Raw genomic sequence first — 21026 nt, forward strand, 5'->3', positions numbered from 1 at the left:
CCCCTCTAACGCAGGCTCGACGTATCGTCCGGTCCTCCCGTGAAAGACGCCTCAGTTCCCATCGCCCTGGCCCTGATCCTGTTCGGGGTGCCGTCCACCGCGGCGCAGGACACGCCGGGGTGCGACTTTGGAACGGCCGTCGCTGTGGTACAGGGTGGGGGCGTGCGGGGAGGTGTTTTCAGCTCCGGCTTCCATTTTTACCCCCGTGTAACGCCCCGCGAAGACGTGAACTGGCGGCACCGTTTGCTTGAGAACGACGGGGCGTCGCTGGTTGGAGGAGCCGGCATCTGGCTCTCCGGCACGGTGGGCGGGACCTTGCGTGCCTCGGTGTCTTTTTGGGGGCAGCAGGATTTTTTCCCCGGGCCACTGGGTCCCGACGGAGAGCCGGCCACTGACTGCACGCCGTTTGACCGGATCTGGTCCGTCACGAAGGCAGACCTGGAGGCCTATGGGGAGACGGGCGCCGTGTCCACTGACCTGGCCTCGTGGCCGACCGGGCTGGGAGCGCCCACGCTGGACGCCGACGGCAACCTTGTCCCTCCCGGCACGGGGTCCATAGCCGATCGGACAGCGCGGGTCATAGACCTGGAGGCGGGCGAGTTGCCGTACGTGCGCGGTGACCAAACGCACTGGTGGATCGTGAACGATGTGGCCAAGAACGCTTTTCCGGACCGCCCGCCATCACTTCGGGTGGAAGTCGGCATCTCGGCCTTCGCCTTCCCGGAGACGGGCGCACTCGGACGCACGCTGTTCTTTGAGTACACCATCCGCAAGCCCTCTGGCGACCCCATTGAAGACGCCTACGTGGGGATGTACACCGATATCGATCTCGGCCGATTCGACGATGACTTCATGGGGTCAGACTCGCTGCTCGGCCTGGCGTACAACTACAACTCCGGGCCCGAAGACCGCGACTGGGGCACCCGCCCGCCGGCGGTGGGGCTCGATTTTCTTCGTGGGCCACTGGTGGATCCGGAGGCTTCGACAGGTCAACGGATTGCGATGACTGCGGCCATCCTGCCGATCGATACCCGCACCCAACCGGAGATCGTGCGCAATTACTTCACCGGCCGCAGCCGCAGGGGAGATCGGCTGGTTTCATACGGGTATGGCAGGCCGGAAGCCGGCCGAAACGATCCTGTTACCAACTGGCAATTCTGGGGCGAACCCGGCGAGTTCTGGTCCGAATTGAACACGGACGGGGCGGGCTCCACCAGCCCGCCGAGCGACCGCCGAATTGTGTCCGGTGCCGGCCCGGTGCGCATTGGGTCCGAGCATGGGCAAAATCTCCTGGCGGCGTTCATCACCTCGATGGGAGATGATCACCTGGATTCTGTACGGCAACTGAAAGAGGACGACCGGTTTCTCCAGCAATTGGCGGATCGGGGTGTGCTCGACATCCCGTTTATCCCCGCTTTTCAGGAGCAGCCGGATCAGCGAGTATTGTCCGCTGGGGTCTACCCGGTACCCGCGGGGAGATCGGCTAAACTGAAGTACCACTTGCCGGAAGAGCGGGTGGTTTCTGTGAGCATCTACGACCTTCTCGGGCGCCGCCAGATTGAAATTGCGCGCGGACTCGAAGTCGGGACCCAGCAACTCCCGCTGGACCTGTCGGGGCTCGCGCCCGGACTCTACCTGGTTCAGCTGCAATTGGGAAGCCGCACCTTTGCCCTGAAGCTCCCGGTGGTTCGCTAGGTGTCGCTGCTCAACGCCAGACGGTGAGCGTTTGGTGTTGGGTATGCTCGCCGGCCTGCATGCGGATCAGGTACAGGCCGGTGGGCCAGGGCTCGACCGACAACTGCAGCTCTCCTCCCGTAGCCTGCATTGTGGATTGCCAAACCCGGCGTCCCAGCAAATCGAACGCCTGAATCTCAACGACTCCCGTCCGGAGCGCCGCCGCGAGCGGAAGGTTGACCATGGAGGTTGCAGGATTGGGATAGGGCTGCGTCGAGACCGATTGAGGGTGCGGTTCATCCACGCCCGTGCTCACCATGGAAGCCTGAACCACAAAGAGCTCCCGGCCGACGTAGGGGTTGTCTGCCGAAAAAATGAGCGCGTTCCCGAGAGTGGCGGCAGGTCCTGGATTGGAGGAGCCTGGACCCGGATACAGGTCGGCTACCATGCGAAAGCCCAAGTCGTCTGCTGCCCACAGTTCCTCGCCGTGCTGACCATCGTCGTATCGCAGGAAGGCCTTTTGGCCCGCGACTCCCAACATGGTGGCACCCCATGCGGAAGAAGCAATCTCCCACGTACCCGTCGGCGTGCCGTCGGTACGCCAGACCTCACGGCGGGTCGTGAAGTACGCCAACCGGGGTCCGGCGACCGCGAAGCGCCGATCGTTGAGCTTGGAGCCGGATCCGGTCGAGGCCAGTTGGGTGGCTTGGCCGGTTTGCAGATCGAGTATGAACGGCATCCCCTGCTCCTGTCCAACGGACGCAAAGAAGAGGATCTGTGAGCCGAACTCTGTCAGGCCGTAGACATCCCGATGCGGATTCCCGGTCCATACCGGCCTCGAACCTTCCTGAGTGCCGTCTGTCACCCATAGAGACTCGGCACCCCCCGCATCGACGGTGAAATACAACTGGTCGTCTATATTGACGGTGGACGTGATGCGCCTTCCATTGGTGGCAACGCCCCAAAGCACCGTCGCCGTCTGATCATCAGCCGACCAGAGCGCAGTATTCCCAAAGCCGTCTTGGCCGAACCAGACTACGCGGCTTCCGGCCAGGTGCAGGTCTCCGGGTTCGACAGGTCGTCCGTCCACGCTCAGTACCCGGCGGGGTATGGCATCCCCTGAATTTGACAGTGGCAACCAGACCAGTCCAGGTGCCTGTGACGATTCTCGGCCGATGGTGGTGTACAGCCTGTCACCGGCTACCTGCAAATCGCCCGGATGCAACCAGCCAGGACCAAAGCGCTCCGCGTTGCCGGTGGCACTCAGTCTGAACAGCCCTGCCCGGTCGGCGAAGTACAGATGATCCTCTGACTCGGCCCATGGCATGGAGCCTCCGCAGCAACGTCTCCATCGCCCATCCGGAAGATCTGTGGTGCGTCGCGTGCCGGCGGCCGTGCCGTCTGTGACCCACACCTGGGCCCCTCCGGAGCCATCCGTTGCCTGGAACACGACGCGGTTTCCCCACGAGTACAGGTGCACGGGATCACTCGGGTCGGTACCGCCGGGCTGAACGTCGGCCGCCAGCCAGGCATTCCCGGAGTCGTGACTCGCACACCACACCTCACGACCCGTCGCACGGGTTTCAGCAGGAAGGCAGACGGCATCGGCGGTAATCGTGCCACGGTCCGGATCCGACCCGGCCGGGTCGTCCGCGAGGTCGACCACCATCCGGGTGCCATGCGCCGTCCCATCTGTGGACCACAACTCTCGTCCGCCGCCGTCGTCCGCGCTGAAGTACACGCGCTGCGCATCGGCCGCCACGCGGCGGGGAGCGGAGTCGGCGTCACCCGGGTGGATGTCGGTGAGCAAGGTGGGCTCCCCACCGGACGCGTCCAGGAAGAACAATTCGAGTCCATGGGCGGGGTGGCGCGCCGAGAACACCACCCCTCCGTTCAGTGGCGCCCACACCCAGAGATCCGGGTTCAGCGGACTCTCAGGACCGAGCAAGCGCCTGGTGCCCTGCTCCGTTCCATTGGAGGCGTAGATCCAGGTCTGGTCATCGGACCGAACCGTGAAAAAGAACAGGTCACCCGAGATCACCAGGTCCCGCGGAGGAGAGGGCACGCTGGTGATGGCGATGGGCTCTGCGAATGGCTGAATCTCGAATAGCTGCCAGCCAATGCCTGTCCGGACGCCGACCACCAGGTCTCGCCCGGCAAAATGAATCCCTCCTCCGGTGAAGTTGGCAAAGTGCCCCCATTCGACCAACCGCGTATTCTCGGCCGTGCCGTCCGTCTTCCACACCTGGGACAGATTGCTTGAAAAAGCGGTGACGAGCAGTTCGCCGTCCGAGGCGACAGCGTTTCGATAGCTTCGCGGCGTGCCCGACAGCAGCACGATCTTTTCCCGCCCAACCACGGTGTAGAGTTCATCGTCTACCGAGTCTCCAAATACCATCCCCCGGTCCGTGCGGCCGGCGACTTGGATCCACCCGCGTTCGTCTATGAGATGAGATTCGTCGCCGTTTGTGATCCAGAGCGCCGAGCCGAACTCGTCGCTGTCGGCTCTCACGTACAGCCACGTATCGTCGGCGGCCACAATGCGCGGGTCCTCGGGCAGGGGCACTTGCTGCTCGGAGCCGACAACACCGTTGGAAAACCAGAGTCCCTCCTCGCCCTCGGCGTCCTCGGCCACGAAGAAGATCCTGTCACCAAGAACCGTCACCTGACGCGGGTTGGAGGACGCGCCACGGGTATTGATATCGAGCAGAAGCTGCTGCCCCGAGGCGCTGTGGCTCAGGGTGAACAGGAGTGCAAGGAGAGTTGGAAGACGCAGGCAACGCACGGAGTCACAATAGGGCCGTGCGCGCCCGGCGTCCGGGTTTCCCCTCTCATCGGCTGGCGGGCTGTCGCGAGGCGACGCCTTGGTGGGCCGAGGAGTCGATTGCCAAAAGGTTGCCAGGCGGGGCGAAGTAGTCGTACTTGCACAGAATCACCCATCCCAGACCCAATGTCCAGTCAACGTCTCGATGTCGGCTCCTGGCAAATTGTCGGGTTGCTCCTCCTCCTTGCAGCCAACGCCGCCTCTGCGCAACGGCTGACGGAGGACCTGATTCTGGGCACGGGGGAGCATCACGCTACCGAGGACTTCTACCGAAGCGTGGGGTCCGTCACTACGGACTCCAACGGCAGAATCTTCGTCACCGAGTACCACGGAGGCGACATTCGCGTGTACGCTCAAGACGGCGAATACCTAACTACACTCGGCAGTCGAGGTGCGGCGCCGGGTGAGTTTCAGACCATCAATGCCCTCGGCATGACCCCGGACGGCCGCCTGGTGGTGCTCGACCAGCGCAATCATCGCTTCACGTGGTTTGCGCCGGGGCTCGACCACTACGACATAGCGCCAGTGCATGGGGAGCGGCAGCTGTGGGCATCCCAGATTCTGAACCTGTCGGAGAAGGAGTTTCTGCTCAGTCAATCGTCGTTCAGGTGGGGCGAGCCCGAGGGCGCCGCGTCCGACTGGGGGGTGCTGCACGTGCATGCACCCACCTTCGAACGCACGGCGAGCTTCGCTGACGGAGAAGACTTTTCGCCGGACGACGAGATGGGCGAGGCGAGGCTTAAGAGCGGGCTTCGTTACCTGAACCCCCTGGTGCTGCATGCGGACAGCGTGCTCGTTTCGGAGGAATACTATCCGGGATACCTGACGCTTTTTGTTCGGAAAGACGGAGCCTGGAGGTGGGCGCAGACCTGGCAGGGCACGCCGGTGGAGCGGCGTTACCGCGTGCTCGATCAGCCCCACACGGTTGAGTGGGAGGATCTGCCATGGCAGTCGATTCCGACCGGCTGGGCAGGCCCGGGCGGCAGTTGGAGGGTCGACGTGTGGAGTACGTCGCGAGGCCTTGCCCTCAGCCCGGCAGGTACCATACTGCACTTTTCGTACATCTTCGACGGCCGTCAGGGCGTCTTTGGCGTCGAAGAGTTCGCTCGCGACGGGCAACTCATCGCCTATCACAAATTGCAACGCTCGCGCGAGGGCCACACAGCCGTTCCGCTGGCACACGCCATGGTCATGCATCAGGACGCGCTGGGAAACATCTATTTCTCGCACGGCGAGGACGGCGCTCCGGTGGTCAGGCGCATGCAATGGCGGCCCGCCGGCTGAGCGACCAACCGCTGGAGCCTCACATCCCGGGTCTGCCAAGTGCAAACTCCTGGACGATCTCCTGGCCCTGGCTCCCCTCTGCCTCCACTAGCACATAGTCCGCTCCGAATTCCACAATCTGGTAGCCCGGCTCTTCCAGCGAGCAAAGAAGCTGTCCGTCTCGATCAAAGGCGAGCCAGGCATCCATTTCCTCCCCCGGTTTCTGGTAGATCTCGACCCAGAGCGTGCCGTCCCGCCCATAGCCCATGCCCGTGAAGACGGGGAACGTATCGGCCGCAGGGCGGCTGGGGCGGACACGAGGTTCAACGAACATGCGGATTTCCTCTTCCGATCGGTCTGCGGAGGCCGCCAGGATGCGCTCTCGCTCCCGTTCGACGTCGCGCTGAGTGACACGCTCAGGTTCGGTGTCCCAGGCCAACCTGAACAGCGGCGCAAACGGCGGTGACCCCTCCCGCACCTCGATCTCTGCGCGGTCCCCTCGCCCAAGAGCAATACGGTCGGGACCGGCAGCCAGCTCAAATCCGGACTCAAAGTGCGGAGCGCCGACAAAATTGCTTTCGGCAGACAACAGGCCTCGTCTCATCCCTCGGAAGGTTCCGAGAGTGTCGACCACGTTGCCTTGAGGGTCGTACACGACGACGTTGTGCATCTCCGGCTCGTAGTCGGTCGGGAATCCCTCGGCGACGGTCGGGGAGGTCACAAAGAACCCGGCTCCAGTCAGCCCAAACGGGTAGGGAGGATTCAACAGGTCCGGAGAGGGACGCATACCGCGCACCCACGTCCCCTGGGCATCAAATACCTCGAATTCCCAGGGCCGGTAGTCGCCCACCCAGAGCGAGTCACCGCTCGCGGCCACGTGCAGCGTGAAGGCGGCCCGAAACTCTCCGGGTCCCTCGCCCTGGCGGCCGTTTGCGCCCAGGAACCGCCCCTCGGAATCGAACATGCGGAGTTCCTGAGTCCCCTGGTTGACTACGGCAATCTGTCCTGCACTGGTCTTGGCGGCACCGAATACCCGATACAGCTGGTACTCGGGTTCTGAGTCCTCCTCGCCGATTGTCAGTCGGGGCGTCGATTCGATGGCACAGGTGCCGGGAGGATTCGCCAGGCTGCTCATCACGACGGGGATTCCTTCTCCCGAGTTCGGGCTCTCGGATTCGGCAGGTGAGCACGCTGCGAGAAAGAGGCAAAGGACGACGGTGTGTCGCATGGGGAGCATAGGGGTTGGGTTGACCATGGCGGACAACCTAGCTCGTCCACCAGCCCGGTGAAATAAGGCGAAACGACTATTGCGCTGCCACAGGCCGTGCTCAATACTGGGCGATGCCCTCGCAACGCCCTTGAACGCCTCCTCCCTGATCACCCGGCTCCAGCGCCGCCCCGTCGGTGTGCTGGCGTGGTCCACCGCGCTGCTCTTGGCAGGAGCATGGGCAGCCACCCAGGTCCCCCTGGAGTGGGCACCCACGGTCGAGTTGCCGGAGGTGACCGTGTCAGCGACCTGGCCGGGTGCGTCCCCGAGGGCGGTGGAGCGGTATGTGACGGCCCCCATCGAACGCGCCGCAGCGCGCGTGGCGGGCACGGAGCGCATCGCCAGTTACTCGACCGAGAACAGCGCATCTGTCACATTGGGCATCAGCCAGGAGACGGATGTGGGGTTGTACGTGGCTCAGCTGAATGAACAGCTGGCCGTGCTCCGTGAAACGCTGCCCGACCGCGTCTGGCCTCGGCTGACCAAGCGCATTCCGGAGTCCCTGAAGGACGAGCAGGGGTTCATGGAGCTGCAGGTAATCGGGCCGCGCGGCCTGGATGAGCTCCGGCAGTTGACGGAGCGTCGGGTCAAGCCGCGGATCCAGGCGATCCAGGGCATTGCCGAGATCGAGGTTCGTGGAGGCACCGAGCGCGAACTCCTGATCGAGCTGGATCCGGACCGGCTGTCGACCTACGGGCTCGGTCCACAGGATATTGAGCGGCAGGTGCGCGATCTGTTTGCGGACGAAGCCTATGGGCGATTGCGCGGCGCCGGCTCGAGTGCTCTGCTTATGCGCACGCCCGAGCAGGAGGTCGACGGATATCGAGACCTCGTTGTGCACGTTCCGCCGGGGCTTTCGGCGCCGGTGTACCTGCGGGACGTAGCCTCGGTCGAACTCGGGCCCGCGCCCGTTCGCAGCATCAGCCGGATCGACGGGAATCCGGTCGTCTCCATGCGACTGGATCGGGCCAAAGCCAGCAACCTCGTCGCCGTAGCCGAATCTGTGTATGACGCCATCGAGGCCCTGCGATCGGAGCTCCCGGACGATGTGCGTGTGCTGGTCCCTCAGGACCGCAGCGAGCACGTACGCGCCCAGCTGCGCGACCTCACGTGGCGAGGAGGACTCGGGCTGATTCTGGTAGTCTTTGTGCTTCTCTTCATGCTGAAGTCCGTCCGGGCGACCGGCGTGGTGCTCTTCAGCGTGGCGGTGTCGATAGCCGTGGCATTTCTGATGATTGGTCCGGCCGGATTGTCGCTCAATCTGCTGACCATTGCCGGGCTGGTTCTGGTTTTCGGCCTCCTTGTGGACAACGCAGTGGTCGTGGTGGAGCAGCTGATGCACCACCGGGGTCCGAATGCCGGCGAGCGGGCTCTTCAAACCGTCTGGTTGCCGCTGGTGGGGGGCACCCTCTCCACGATGGTGGTGATGCTGCCTCTGGTTTACCTGTCGGGCGATTTGCAGGCGCTGTTTCTTCCGTTTGGTGTGCTGGTCTGCGTGGTGCTGGCCGCGTCCCTCGTGAGTGCGGCGGTAGTAGCGCCGGTCGCAGGCCGACGCCTGAAGCCGCTGGAAGTGCGCCCTGGCCGGTCACGAAGGCTCAGGCGATGGGCGGCGGCCCCCTATCGGCTGGTTGCCCGGTTCCCCAGGACCACAGTTCTGGCCGCCGTGCTTGCGGTGGGACTCCCGGTCTGGTTGCTGCCCTACCAGATTTCCGTCGTAAACGACCCGGAGGCGGATCCCCGTTCTCCCACCGTGCGGCTGGCCAGTTTGTACAACGAGACGTTCGACCGGTCGTGGGTGCGCGATCTGCGTGACTGGACCGACCCGGTATTGGGTGGTCTGAGCCGGAAGTTCAAGCGTGAAGTCACGTTCGGTGAGCGCTGGAGGTATTCGCCCCGGCCCTCGGTATACGTGAACCTGGGATTTCCGCCGGGACACCCCATCGCCCGCGCAGACTCTCTCATGCTGGTTTTTGAGCGTGAGGCGCTGGCTTCCCCGTCGGTCGAGAAAGCGATCACTCATATCAATGAATCCAGCGCGAGTCTCAGGCTGACCTTCAGCGAGCAGGCTCTCCTTGAGGCCGAGCCGTACCTGCTGAGGGAGCGCCTGATCTCGCACGCGGTCAACACGGGAGGCCTGCGCATCAGTGTCGGGGGTCTGATTCCGGACGGCTATTTCTCGGGGGTCGGCTCCGGCATTTCGGGCATCCGTCTGGACGCGATGGGGCCTAACTACGAAGACCTCGACCGGCTCATGCAGGCCTTCGCCGACTACGTCAGTGGCCGGAGTCGGCGGGTGGCAGGCGTTGAGTTGAATGCAAGCAGAGGCTACGGATTCGATCAGGCGCGCCAGGTCCTGCGCTTTGACTGGACCTCGGATTCCCAGCTCCGCAGTGGAGTCACCGCGGGCCAGATGGCGCGCAGCCTGTCGCCCGTCTTTCGCGCTCAGACGCCGGTAGGCCATGTGGATATGGGCGATGAGGTCCAGATGGGCGTGCGGCTCGCCGTGAAGGGCGTGGACGATCTGGACGTGGAGCGGCTCATCCAGCAGCCTTTTCCGGTCACCGATACCAGCGCGGTGCGGCTGGCGGGCCTCGCAACCTACGTGGTGGAGGAACGCCCTTCGGCCATCCGGCGCGAGGACCAGCGCTACGTGCGCACCATCCAGATTGATTTCCGGGGACCCGGTCAGATGGCAAACACCTTCATTGAGTCGGCCCTCGAAGGCTTCGCCGTGCCGGTGGGGTACGACATCCAGCGATCCTCCTTTTCCTTCTTCACCGATGAGGTCCAGCGCCAATTCACGTGGCTGCTGTGGGCAACCATTGCACTGGTATTCCTGATCACAGCCGCCGTGTTCGAGTCCTGGAGACTGCCCCTGATTGTGCTGCTGAGCGTGCCGACGGCGCTGATCGGAGTAGCCACCGGATTCCTCTGGACGGATGCGGCCTTTGCGGAGGGCGCCTTCATTGGTGCCATTCTCATGGTTGGAATCGCCGTCAACGACAGCATTTTGCTTGTCGACCGATTCCGGCAACTACGCGAAGCGCGACCGGGCGGTCAGGCTTCCGTGCTCATGCGCCTGGCGGTCCGGGAGCGGTTGCGTCCCATGATCACCACCACGCTGACCAGTGTCGTCACCATGCTGCCCATGGTCGTGTTTCCCTCCGAGACCGATTTCTGGCTGGGGCTCGCAGTGACAGTCATCGGGGGCCTGACCGCGTCTACCCTGTTCGCGCCCCTGGTAAGCGTGGCCGTGGTCAGCATGGGCTCAAACAAACAGGTGCAAGCCGCATGAAGTACATCGCACTGCTGATTCTGTCCGTTCCGATGCTGGTCTCCGCTCAGCACGTGATGGTCGACGGTCCCCCGAAATGGGGCGATGGACTCCGCGTCATCGAGGAGGTACGCATCGGAGACCGGCCGGATGAGGTGCACCTGCTCGGTCGCATCGCGGATGTGGCGGTCTCTGCAGACGGCACGATCTGGGTGGCTGACGGCTCAGTGCCGCAAATCAGGCTGTACAGTGCAGACGGAGACTACCTGCGGGATGTCGGTGGGCCCGGGCAGGGACCCGGTGAATACCGGCGCATCATGGGCCTCAAGTCCACGAGCAATGATGAGATGGTGCTGTTCGACCCGGGAAATCACAGAATCACATTCTTCAGTTCCAGCGGAGAGTACCTGCGATCATTCCCGGTCGACTCCGGCCTGCACGCCAGCGATGTGCTAAGCGTTGACGCCAAGGGCTTCGTCTACGTGGCCAAGAGGGATCTGGCCGCGCCGCGTCAGGAGAACGGGGCTTCTCCCAAGGTCTGGTTGAAGATCGATGCGCAGGGCGACGTGATTGAGCGCATCCCCGTGCCGGCGCGCTCCAGGAAGCGCGGCTTCGTACTGGTGACTCCTATGGGATATCGCGGCCCGTTCCCCAGTGAAACCATCAGTGCCGTGTCAAGTGAGGGGCGACTCCTGGTGGCCGACAACCAGGCCTACACCATTTCCAATGGCTCCATCACACTTGAGCGGCCCTACGAGCCGCTGTCGGCCCTGCCTGAAGAAGTAGCGTACTGGAAATCCGTCGCGAGGCGTTTTGAGGAACGTTCGCGGTCGGGAGCCGATCTGGTTTCTTTCGTAGAGGAAACCAAGCCGGCGTTCCGCCGCATGTCCGTCGATTCCGATGGGCGGCTCTGGTTCAACATGTACGCGGAGGCGGAGGCGCGGCCGCGTTCGTCCGGTCAGGGGGAGACTTGGCTGGACTGGTACCCCGAGTTTGAGGTATTGGGCGGAGACGGCACGTACTTCGGACGGATCAAGCTCCCCGAGAAGACCTACTTCTATGACGCGCGCGGCCCCTTGATCTGGGCCGAACTCGAGGCGGAAGATGGCAGCCCGGTGGTAGTACGCTACCGGACAGAACGCACGGATTCGTGAGCACTTTCTCAAGAGTATACCGCCCTGCCATGACCAGATACCCCATCCTCGTTCTCGTCCTGATCTTCCTGGGCTGTGGCGCAGAGCCGAATGGAGGGGGCGTTGTCGAGAATGGCCCGGTTCCCCAGTGGATGGCCGACGGATCGCCGGCCGTTCGCCTGGTGCGCGAACAGACCTACGGACGAGAGGACGGCTCGATTGAGGAAATGCTTGATACTCCCCGTCGAGCGGTCGTCGATGCGCAGGGCACGCTGTATCTGCATGACGGAGAGCGCCTGGTGGCATTCGATTCGGCCGGCGAGGTGCTGTGGCAGGTTGCTGCGCAGGGCGAGGGTCCAGGAGAGCTTCACCGCGTGAGAGGCCTGACCCTGGGCCAGGACGGTCATCTGCTGGTCACGAACCAGTCGGGCACCCGGCTCGACAGGTTCACCGCGGAGGGATCGTACACAGACTCGCGGCCCGTTTCTTCGCTCGGACTGACGCGCGGTACGGTGCAGGGTGTGTTTGCCAACGGGCACTATTTGATGAGCGCCACGCTGCCGGGTGCCTACGGCGCGCGCCTGCTCCTCGTGGCCGACGAGGATCCGTTGCGCCTGGTAGACAGCCTCAGCGTCAGGCAGAAGGGCAGCCGGGAGGAAATCGAGGCCATCTCTGTGGGCTCGGCGATGGGAGTGGTCGCGGACCGCATCGCCCTTGCACTCATCCACGAGTACGGCTACATCATCATGGATCAGCAGCTGGACACACTGTCTATTTCCAAGCGGCCGGATGTGCCCAAGCCCGCTCCCTACGGATTCCTGCACAACGGCAATCCTTCGATGATCATGCTCGGGTCCAGCTTCGATCCCCTTCCACTGGCCGAGGGGCGCTGGCTGGGAGGGGCGTCCTGGGCGATGGACGTGGAGAACATCGAAGAGTTGGCGCCTCGGCTGTTCAGTCCGGACGGACCAACCATCGAGTACACGCGCTCCCTCGATCTGTACGACCGGGATGGCACGCTGCTCTATGCCTGGACGGAGGAAGCCATGGAGGCGGCCGGCCTTCGTTCGGTCCTGGCATCGGACGGCGAAGCGCTGATCTGGGCGCGTACCACGGACGACGTGCCGACGGTGGCGCGCTTTCGATTGGAGATAGACGGGTAGTCTGCCGTCGGTCGCTAGTCGCGGCCGACTTCCTCCAGGTACACCTGCTCGACCTTGTGCAGACGCACGATGGATCCGTCCGGGCCGCTCACGGTGACAGCCAGATCTCCGGAAACGGTGGTTCGCAGGGGTTGGCGGGACGACTCGGGCTCAAATCGGACCGTGGTGCCGTCCGCATCGTCGATCTGGATGGACACGGCCAGAGGCAGCAAGAATGTCAGTTGGGCGTGCCAGGTCGAGGCCGCAGGCTCAAGCTCCACGATGGAGGTATCCGCCCTCGCCCCGGCCCGCATGATCACGTACCGGTCGAACTGGTGATCGGTATAGACGATGGCCATGGAGGCGCTGTCCGCGGTCGTTTGCATGGCGCGTCCCAGATCTTCCACCCGGCCAACGACGATGGCATCCGCCTTATTGATTCGAGCCAATCCTTCCAGGTATTCGGGCTCGAACGGGGGACCGGTAAACACGGGAAGCCAGGTCCGCTTTATCTCCGCAACGGAGCTGTAGTGGTCGATGGTCCAGGTGTCATCCAGGGGGAGCAGCGCTCTTCGCAGATCCCGGGTGACGGCCTCAGAGGACTTCGCCTCTCTCGGAGGAAGCAGGCGAACCGGAATCGACAGTTCTGTCCAGACCCGTTCGCCATCGACCACGCCAGGCAGCCATCGGCTTTCCTTCACCGCACGAATGGCTTCGGCATCGCATCCCTCGGTGAGCCCGAAGCGCGTCTCCGGATTGTGCACGAACCCGTCGGGGTCCAGTATGAATTCAACCACGACGATCCCGCCATATCGGGAGGGACAGGCATCGGAGGGATAGACCAGCGTGCGATTCAGCGAGTCGACTCCACCCGGCAACTCGGGCACCTGATCCGTGGTGCGGAATCGTTCCGAGGAACTGGAGACGGGCAACGCCAGCCTTTCGGCCAGTCCTGGCACCACAGCGGGTTCAGCAGGGGCACCAAGGCAGCCTCCGGCCAATCCGGAAACCAGAAGCACCAGGGCGCCCAACCCCAACGCCGTCGCGGGCCTTGACTGCCGAGCCGCACGAGAACACTGGTCAAGGCGCTTTCGCAGGTCAGCGAACGAACTCATGGGCACGACAAGGTCTCCAGCCGGAGCGGTGCCGGCCGCTGCCAGGAGCGCGCGTCCGTATCGGCCGCGACTGACTGCCTGCCGCGTCAGCAGCCGCCCATCGCACGATAGCTCGCAGAGCGCGCGAAGCTGTCGGTCCAGCACGTGCGCCAGCGGGTGGAAAAAGAACACGGCTTTGATCAGACCGGCAGTCGCTGCCCGGAAGAGATCTCCGCTTCGAATGTGTTCATCCTCGTGGGCGATGGCCTCTTCGGGGTAGGGGAACGATGCGGGCAGCACCACGACCGGAGAGCGAAGGCCAAACGCGAACGGCCCGGCGGCCTGGGGAGACACCACAACCAGTCTGCCGGAGTTGAAGGATCGTTGACGGTCTGGAAGCGCGTGCCGGATGCACGCACCGAGGCGGATGGCCGAGACCGCGAATCGTGTCATGCCGAACAGGGAGAGCAGCAGACACGCGGCGGTGAGAAGACCGAGGGCCAGATGGAGGGGGTCCTGACGTGGTGGGGCCGGAGCAGCTTGAGCCGGCAGTTCGGGCGCCGGTGAGGGCGCCACCTCGCCCGCAACGAAGGCCGGCATGGGCTCGGGGACCGGGGCGGGCAGGCCCGGCACGATCTGGGCCAGGATGAGGGTCAACGGCAACGCGACCAGAATGGCCAGGCGGGCGTCCATCTGGAGCTGCCAGTCCCGGCGCCGCATCACTTGAAGCACGACGAGCAGAGCGGCTGCCAGCAGTGTCCACACAATGATCGGCTTCCAGAGGGGAAGCCATGCCGCCTGCCCGAGATCTGCCAGTGCCATCATTCCGATGCCTCGAGGTCTTCGACGAGCTTGCGCAGGGTTGCCGTCTCTTGCTCAGAGAGTTCCACCCCGTCCGCAAGTGCGCGCACCAGTTCGCTGCGAGAGCCCCCGAACACCGAGGCGACCATCTGCCTGAGGATGCCGCGCTTTACTTCATGCTCGGGCTTGCGGGGGGTGTAGAAATGCGTTTTGCCAACCAGCTCGGCATGCAGGTAGCCCTTTCGAGAGAGCTTGCGCATGATGGTTTGCACCGTGTTGTGCGCAAGGTCCCGCTCAAGTGAGTCCCGTACCTCCGCAACGGAAACGCGACCCAGCCGCCACACTGCGTTGAGGATGTCCATCTCGGTTTCCCCGAGGGAGGTCAGAATGCTTCGCGAACCTGGTGCCATGGAATCTCCTATCAGGATAGGAGATGGTACGCAGCGCTATCTCCTATGTCAATAGGAGGTCTAAGTCGGGTTGCGAAAGACCCGGCCGCGAGTCAGTCGGTGACCGTCAGCAGGACGGTATGGGCGCGTCCGGGCAGCGAGCCGGAGTCAAAGCGCATCGGAATATGCTTGTCTCTTCGCACGTCCACGGGGAGCTGCAGGGCGCGTCCAGGGACCAGATCCAACCGCTGGGACAGCACGTCAAGATCGAGTCCGGCATCGGACACGGCGGTGAGCTTGGTCCTTGCCCTGGGGTGGGATCGCACCGTGAGAAATGATTCCGCCTGTCCATCCAGGATGCGCACGCGTTGTGCTTCCGGCGTCAGGTAGTGGCGCTCCTTGATGACCACCGTCACCACCTGCCGGGCGCGGTCCTGCCCCAGGGCAGTGCCCGCGCACAGCAGCGCCAGGCACAAGGCAGCGAGGGCGCGCTGCGGCCATCGGTTTTGAAAGGGAATCATCCCTTTCAGAAACGATGGCAATTCCGGTTTTTGCGGCGCAACAGAAAAGGGCCGGGCATCATCAGATGCCCGGCCCTTAAAGAAGCGTCAAACCGCCAGGGGCGGCTCAGCTGGTAATCGTCAGCGTGACCGTCTGCGCTTCACCTGCTCCGTTGGAGGTCGCGGACGGGGTGGCTGAAGCGGTATACGAGATACCGATTCCGCTCTCTGCGAGGTTGGAGATGCCAGTAACCACCTCTTGTGCACTTGTCGTCAGCGTGGTCGAACCGGCAGACGTGCCACCAGAAGGTGCCGTCAGGTTGATGGCCAGTGAGATGCCGGTGGCGTACGCGCTACCGAGTGCAGCGGTAATCTTTTTCGCCGACCCGTTCGTTGTGATCGAATAGGACGTCGAGCTGTCGGTCGCGTCATCCGGGTTGCTACCGGCCGTCGCGGAGTTGACGGTCAGGGTTACCGACCCGGAGGAGACGGAAATGGAATTGATGTCGGACACCACAACGGTGACCGTCTGGTTGGCGGTTTGCGCCGAGACGGGTGCGGCAGCCAGCAAGGCCGCAACAGTCGCCAGAGTGTAGAAGTATTTTTTCACGGTTATCGCCCAGAGGGATCGGGTGACAGGACTCACTGCGGGCAATAACCCGCACTCCTTTCCATCGGCCGTCAGACAACCCGACTTAAGTCCCCGGGACTTTTTCCTACCGTGCGCGGTACCGCAGGACCCAGCTACCCTCAGGCAACTGTGGGCCCAGTGACGTGATAGCGGCGGCTGCGTGCCCGAATCTGGGGAATTGTCCCATCGCTATCCGGAACCTCGACCGGGACTCTACTTCCATCTCAAGGACCTTGACCGGCAGGCCTAGCTGCTCGACGAGGGCCACCAGGCGCTGGGCATCCTGGGCGGTCGTGGTGGAGCCGACCACGATGGTGTACGGCGGGGCGGAATCGCCTTCCTGCCAGGCCGCTGTCGGCAGCGCGACGTCGGCGCTCGCTCGTGCCTGAGGTGCCTCGGCCTCGGCCTCCACCGGACGGGGAGAGGTGGCGGTCGGCACAGCCTCGACAGGCTGGTTCGGTGCAACGGCCTCGGCGGACCGCTCCGGCGAGGCCTCGACGGACTGCTGACCAAGCACCAGCGCCGGGGAATCCCCGGCATTTTCCTGGGTGATCATTCTGATTCGCGGTGCGTCCTGCACCAGCAGGAACTCCACCGCGCCCGTAGCGCCACCTTCCAGATCAACCTGCATCGTTGCAGGTTCCAGCCGGTGTCTTGGGGGCAGCGGGGAAATGGCCCTCAGCGTATAGCTGCCCGGCACCACATGCCTGAATACCACGCGCCCCAGTCCATCCGACCGCACGCGGTACCGGAATGGTGCCGCCAATAGCTCGAACACCATGTTTGAGACGGGCGTCGTCTCTTCGTGATCAGCCCGTTCGGCCTGACCGAATCCCGCATCTGACCCCAATACGACCTTGTGTACGGTGGCCTCGAGGGAAGCCGAGCGCGTAATCGGAATCTCAATCGGGGCCGCGATCTCCGATGTCGTCGCTTCTATCGGCATGGTCAACTGCGGCACGTTGCCAAGGCCGATACTGCGCTGGTCAACACGTAGAAAGACATGGCCGTGGCCGGATCCTGCGAGCCGGAAGCGCCCCTGGGTATCCGTGATGGCCACATCGTCGCCGGAAAAGATGAGTACGCCGGAGAGGCCTGCCCCCGTGGCAGCGTCAAACACTCTCCCCGTGATATAGTCCTTGTGCGACGGAACCCGAGGTCCGGGAAGACCGATAGGCATGGAGTAGCTGACTCGATAATCCGTCCCGATGGGGGCAGAACCATCGAACACTGATCGCTGCACCTGAAGGGAGAGCCGGTGGCCTGCCCTTAGCGTGCGCCGTGCCTCCGCTCGCCATGTCACGGATTGACGCCGCGACGTTCCGGTGTACACGTTGTAGTAGGCGTTGGCGTAGAGCGCCGTGCTTCCGCGGCGATATCCAACGCGGCCGTTGAACAGGCGCCGCTTGTAGGCCGGAGTGAGGTCGCTCAGTCTCCCGGAAGCGTATTCCCAGTTGGTCCAGACGGAAATCGCCCGAGACAGGGCGGCCTGCACGGAGATGCTTGCTCGGAGGGACGGCGTGGAGGTCCCGGAGGCCCGCCCCTCTACGCTTCCGGCGTCGAGCGTGGTTCTGAAGGACAGTGCCGAACGGTATAGACCTGCCTGGAACCGCGCCAGACGCTCACGCAGTCCCGAGACGGCCGTAAGCCCGTCATAGGTCTGGTTACGATCCAACCATCCGCCGCTCAAGAATACGCGGGAAGCACCGAGGCGATGATGGAAATTCAGCCACACCTGTTGTTGGAGCGAGGTGCGGGAGGCAGAGCCTGCGTAGGACTGCGCCTGCTGCTGGAACGAGGCGTCCAGACGAAGTCGCTTCATCAGCTGAAAGGTGAATCTGCCGGACGCTTGTTCACTGCCTGCCATGGCACCCGGGAAGGAGGGAGCCCCGCGGAGCACGCGTCCTTCCAGGGAGAGTCTGCCGGTCCGAGCCGACAACGAGGTGAGGCAGGAGGGAGAGCGCGCGGATGACTCGACGCCAACGCCGCACTCCAGGTCAAGGACCCAGTCTGCCCGCTTCGGACGAACTACGCCCCGCCAGGAGGCGAACGAGCCGTCGTACAACCCACTTCGGTGGAATCCGTTGAGGCTCGCTTCGAGGGGGCCCTGTGTCCAGGCCAGCGAAAGTGCATGGAGGCCCTGCCGCGGATACATGTGGCGCGTTGCCTGCGAGGTGCCGCGAACGCGGACAGCGCCATGCTCGAGATCCACACCTACGCCTGCGCCACCAAATCCGCGCGGGGCGAGTTGCGAAACGAACTGACGATGATCGCCGACCTGAACGATGGCATTTCGGGACGACCACGTCGCGTGGTACCGGTCACGGGACCCGAGAAGGGAGCTACGACCCGGACCCGCCAGTACATCGAGCTGGACCGTGCCCCCGAGAAGCGAGGAGCTGCCGGTGGCACCGATCAAACTTCCGCTACCGCGCTCATCGCCGGCGGTCTGTACGCTGAGGTTAATGGGCACTCGCGATCGTTCGGTCGCCGTGCGCTCGAAGCCGGGCACCACGTGCACACGACCGGTTGCCGCCGAGAAGGCGTTTCCGGATCCGGAGGCCGAGACGTACAGCTTGTGCACAACCCGCTCTTCACCGGTAGCGCTCGTGGTAAGTGAAGCCCACACGATGCGCGAGGAACGGGGTTTCAGTCGGAGATCCTGTGCGGCGAGTGACAACGAGGCGCCGGACAGGCCTCGAGTGGAAAGCCGCACCTCCAGACTCACGTTGCCCTCATTGAAGACCTCCACAGGAAATCTGAGCGTGTCACCGGCCGATACGTATTCGTCTTCGATGGGCATGCGCAGGGCGAGCCGGTGCGTGGCGCGCACGGTCACTCCGGCTTCTGCGCGGGCGGAATCGGCGAGGGTTGAAATGTGAACGGCCACCTCGTGGCGTCCGGCTGCCGCCGCATGACCGACGCGGAAGGTGAGCAGACCAATGGCAGAAGCCTCAGTCGCGACCGGAATCTCGGTGAGCTGACTTGCGAGCACCCATCCCAACGGGAGCTCCAGCGCTGCACGTGCAACCACATCCTCGGACCCACGGTTGTGTACCCGATAGACCAGGGTGAGCAGATCGCCGGGGTTTGCGATGAGGCTGTCCTGCTCCACCAGCTCGACCGAGAGATCTTGCGCCGCCATCGGAACGGCCAGCAGGCAGCTCAAAAGGAGCAGAGCCGGGATATGGGCCCGCGGCGCCACCGCTCAGTTGACTTCGAGGTTGTATTCTGCTCCAAACACGTCTTCTCCGCCGCCATCGAAAATGACCAGTGCGCGGTAGCGGCCCGGCGCCAATGTGCCCAGACCAATCTCCTGGCGCACGGATGTGCCGGGATAGATTCTGTTCTGAACCCCGTCGTGCTTTCCGAGCGCCGACCCGTCTTCCGCGTACACTTCGACCCAGACCTCAGGGCGGATCATGCGTGTGCCCTGGTTTTCGACAAGGACCTGGAGGGCCGTCTGGCCACCGTCCAGGAGCTTGAGTTCGCTCCCCGTGATGTTCAGGCTCGGTCCGCCTGTACCCCGGATATGGGTTGCGACCTGAATGCCATAGCGCATGATCTGCAGCACATAGTATTCGGGTTCTCCGTTCTCCGGGTTGATCGTGGATTCGGGTGATTCAGGGGGCACGGCCTCGACCATGATCATGCTCCAGTAGGAACCCTCAGGCTCGGCGCCATTCACGGATTCGGGAACGGCTACCCGGTAGTTCACCGGTACCGACTGCTGGGGCGGAATGGTGATGGTGCCGGCCGAGACCTGGGTCCAGAGGGCGTTTGACCTTGGCTCCGATCCGGGCTCTCCATACACATTGGTTCCGTCGGCGAAGAACCGGTAGTCGGTCTGATAGACCTTTGCCTGCTGGATGACGTCAGTCTCGTTCCAGACCTCCACCACGCCGTCATAGGTAGTCCCGGGGGCGACCCTTCGATCGTCCGACAAAGCCGTTCGAATGGAAATCTGAGCCTGAACCGCTGCAGGCACACTCAGAACGCAGAGTAACAGTATGAGGCGAAGCATCATTGCGCAGCTATGGTTAGCAGAATGGTGTGCACATCATCGCCCTCGTCGACGCTTGCTCCCTGCGAGGTCGTGGCGCTGGCCCGGTACGTGAGCGTACCCGAGCCCTGTCCACCGGGCGATGTGGTTGGAATGTCCCGGAACAGATCTGTGTCGAGCATGCCGTCCGTCAGTTGAATCTCACCCTGCTCGGTTCCGCTCGTGCCCGAGCCCCAGGAGGTCACGGTCAACTCGACGTAGAGGCCGAACGACTGACCGGGACACGTCGTGGATACGGTGATCTTGGAGGTCGCCGATCCCTGTGAGTCCCAGCTCAGCTCCGTGGAATTGTCGGTTGCGTCCGTCGGATCGCTGCCCGTGGTAGCGGTGGTAATGCTCAGGTTGAGCGCACCGCCACCGGCGGTGAAGCTGACGGTCTGGGCGGATGCTTCGACACTGACGGTCATGAGCCCTATGAGCAGCAGCAGACCTTTCATTCCGCCGTCAGTGTCAGGGTGACGGTTCGGCTCTGACCCGCTCCGTTCGGTGCGGCCGACGGGGTGCCGGTGGCCGTGTAGGTCAGGGTCAGGCCGGATTCGGCAACCTTGGAGACTCCTGTGACCAGATCCTGAGGGGTGGTACTCAGCGTCACCTGGGATGCGCTGCCTCCGGAGGGCGCGGCCAGGAGCAGTTGCACGGTCAGGCCGGCGGAGAACCCGGAATCCAGGCTGCCGGTAATCTTCTGCCCCGCCTGATTGACGGTGATGCGGTAGACCGTTGAAGCGTCCACGTCCGAATCCGGACTGGACCCGGCTGTCGCAGCGTCAATGGTTAGCGTGACGTTCCCGGAGACGGAAATCAGGCTGATCGCAGAGACGCTCACCGTGACGGACTGCGTCAGCGTCGTGCCATCATACGCGGTCACGGCTCCCGGGAGGGCAACCTGGGCCGCGGCCGTCTGCCCTGCAGGAAGAATCAACCAGCAGGCGGCAAGAAGTCGCACGAATCGTCGTGCGTCGATAAGGGGTATG

General features: G+C 63.7%; 15 protein-coding genes. 5 read left to right on the forward strand and 10 right to left on the reverse strand.

The genetic code is table 11. The features are described from left to right. The first annotated feature begins 39 nt into the window (after positions 1–39). Positions 40–1695, forward strand: a complete 1656-nt coding sequence (locus tag JJ896_05340; protein MBO6779058.1) for a T9SS type A sorting domain-containing protein — start codon at positions 40–42, stop codon at positions 1693–1695. A 10-nt stretch (positions 1696–1705) separates the two neighbouring features. On the opposite strand, the gene JJ896_05345 is transcribed toward JJ896_05340, so the two are convergent. Continuing rightward, positions 1706–4459 (reverse strand): T9SS type A sorting domain-containing protein, encoded by a 2754-nt coding sequence (locus tag JJ896_05345; GenBank protein MBO6779059.1) that lies wholly within the window; start codon positions 4457–4459, stop codon positions 1706–1708. A gap of 165 nt (positions 4460–4624) precedes the next feature. Between JJ896_05345 and JJ896_05350 the strand changes: the two genes are divergently transcribed. Further along, on the forward strand, positions 4625–5782 hold the full coding sequence (locus tag JJ896_05350; protein MBO6779060.1) for a hypothetical protein: 1158 nt from the start codon (positions 4625–4627) through the stop codon (positions 5780–5782). Between the two features lie 19 nt (positions 5783–5801). Here the strand turns inward: JJ896_05350 and JJ896_05355 are convergent, their stop codons facing one another. After that, complete coding sequence (locus JJ896_05355) at positions 5802–6989, reverse strand: hypothetical protein (GenBank protein ID MBO6779061.1); 1188 nt, start codon at positions 6987–6989, stop codon at positions 5802–5804. A 130-nt stretch (positions 6990–7119) separates the two neighbouring features. On the opposite strand from JJ896_05355, the gene JJ896_05360 reads away from it, so the two are divergent. From JJ896_05360 to JJ896_05370, 3 genes are read left to right on the forward strand one after another with little or no spacing between them, the layout of a single operon-like run. Continuing rightward, positions 7120–10323, forward strand: a complete 3204-nt coding sequence (locus JJ896_05360) for an efflux RND transporter permease subunit (GenBank protein MBO6779062.1) — start codon at positions 7120–7122, stop codon at positions 10321–10323. Further along, the gene (locus JJ896_05365; protein ID MBO6779063.1) at positions 10320–11456 is read left to right on the forward strand and encodes a 6-bladed beta-propeller; all 1137 of its coding nucleotides are present in this window, start codon (positions 10320–10322) and stop codon (positions 11454–11456) included. Before JJ896_05360 ends, JJ896_05365 begins: the two co-directional genes overlap by 4 nt. A gap of 29 nt (positions 11457–11485) precedes the next feature. Beyond that, entirely contained in the window at positions 11486–12598 is a 1113-nt protein-coding gene (locus tag JJ896_05370; GenBank protein ID MBO6779064.1) for a hypothetical protein, read from the forward strand. Between the two features lie 14 nt (positions 12599–12612). On the opposite strand, the gene JJ896_05375 is transcribed toward JJ896_05370, so the two are convergent. From JJ896_05375 to JJ896_05410, 8 genes are all read right to left on the reverse strand, one after another. Beyond that, positions 12613–14493: an energy transducer TonB gene (locus JJ896_05375; GenBank protein ID MBO6779065.1), complete on the reverse strand. Its 1881-nt coding sequence runs from the start codon at positions 14491–14493 to the stop codon at positions 12613–12615. Then, the gene (locus JJ896_05380; protein ID MBO6779066.1) at positions 14493–14882 is read right to left on the reverse strand and encodes a BlaI/MecI/CopY family transcriptional regulator; all 390 of its coding nucleotides are present in this window, start codon (positions 14880–14882) and stop codon (positions 14493–14495) included. The genes JJ896_05375 and JJ896_05380 overlap by 1 nt, the downstream gene beginning before the upstream one ends. Positions 14883–14974: 92 nt before the next feature. Further along, positions 14975–15382: a hypothetical protein gene (locus tag JJ896_05385; protein MBO6779067.1), complete on the reverse strand. Its 408-nt coding sequence runs from the start codon at positions 15380–15382 to the stop codon at positions 14975–14977. A gap of 106 nt (positions 15383–15488) precedes the next feature. Then, entirely contained in the window at positions 15489–15971 is a 483-nt protein-coding gene (locus JJ896_05390; GenBank protein ID MBO6779068.1) for a hypothetical protein, read from the reverse strand. A gap of 106 nt (positions 15972–16077) precedes the next feature. Continuing rightward, on the reverse strand, positions 16078–19137 hold the full coding sequence (locus JJ896_05395; protein MBO6779069.1) for an SPOR domain-containing protein: 3060 nt from the start codon (positions 19135–19137) through the stop codon (positions 16078–16080). A gap of 63 nt (positions 19138–19200) precedes the next feature. Next, positions 19201–20016: a hypothetical protein gene (locus JJ896_05400; protein ID MBO6779070.1), complete on the reverse strand. Its 816-nt coding sequence runs from the start codon at positions 20014–20016 to the stop codon at positions 19201–19203. Beyond that, a complete protein-coding gene (locus JJ896_05405; protein MBO6779071.1) occupies positions 20016–20492 on the reverse strand; it encodes a hypothetical protein in 477 nt (158 codons plus the stop codon). The genes JJ896_05400 and JJ896_05405 overlap by 1 nt, the downstream gene beginning before the upstream one ends. After that, positions 20489–20998 (reverse strand): hypothetical protein, encoded by a 510-nt coding sequence (locus tag JJ896_05410; GenBank protein ID MBO6779072.1) that lies wholly within the window; start codon positions 20996–20998, stop codon positions 20489–20491. The genes JJ896_05405 and JJ896_05410 overlap by 4 nt, the downstream gene beginning before the upstream one ends. Between the last annotated feature and the right edge of the window lie 28 nt (positions 20999–21026).

The sequence above is a fragment of the Rhodothermales bacterium genome, assembly GCA_017643395.1.
Classification (GTDB): Bacteria; Bacteroidota; Rhodothermia; order Rhodothermales; family UBA10348; genus JABDJZ01.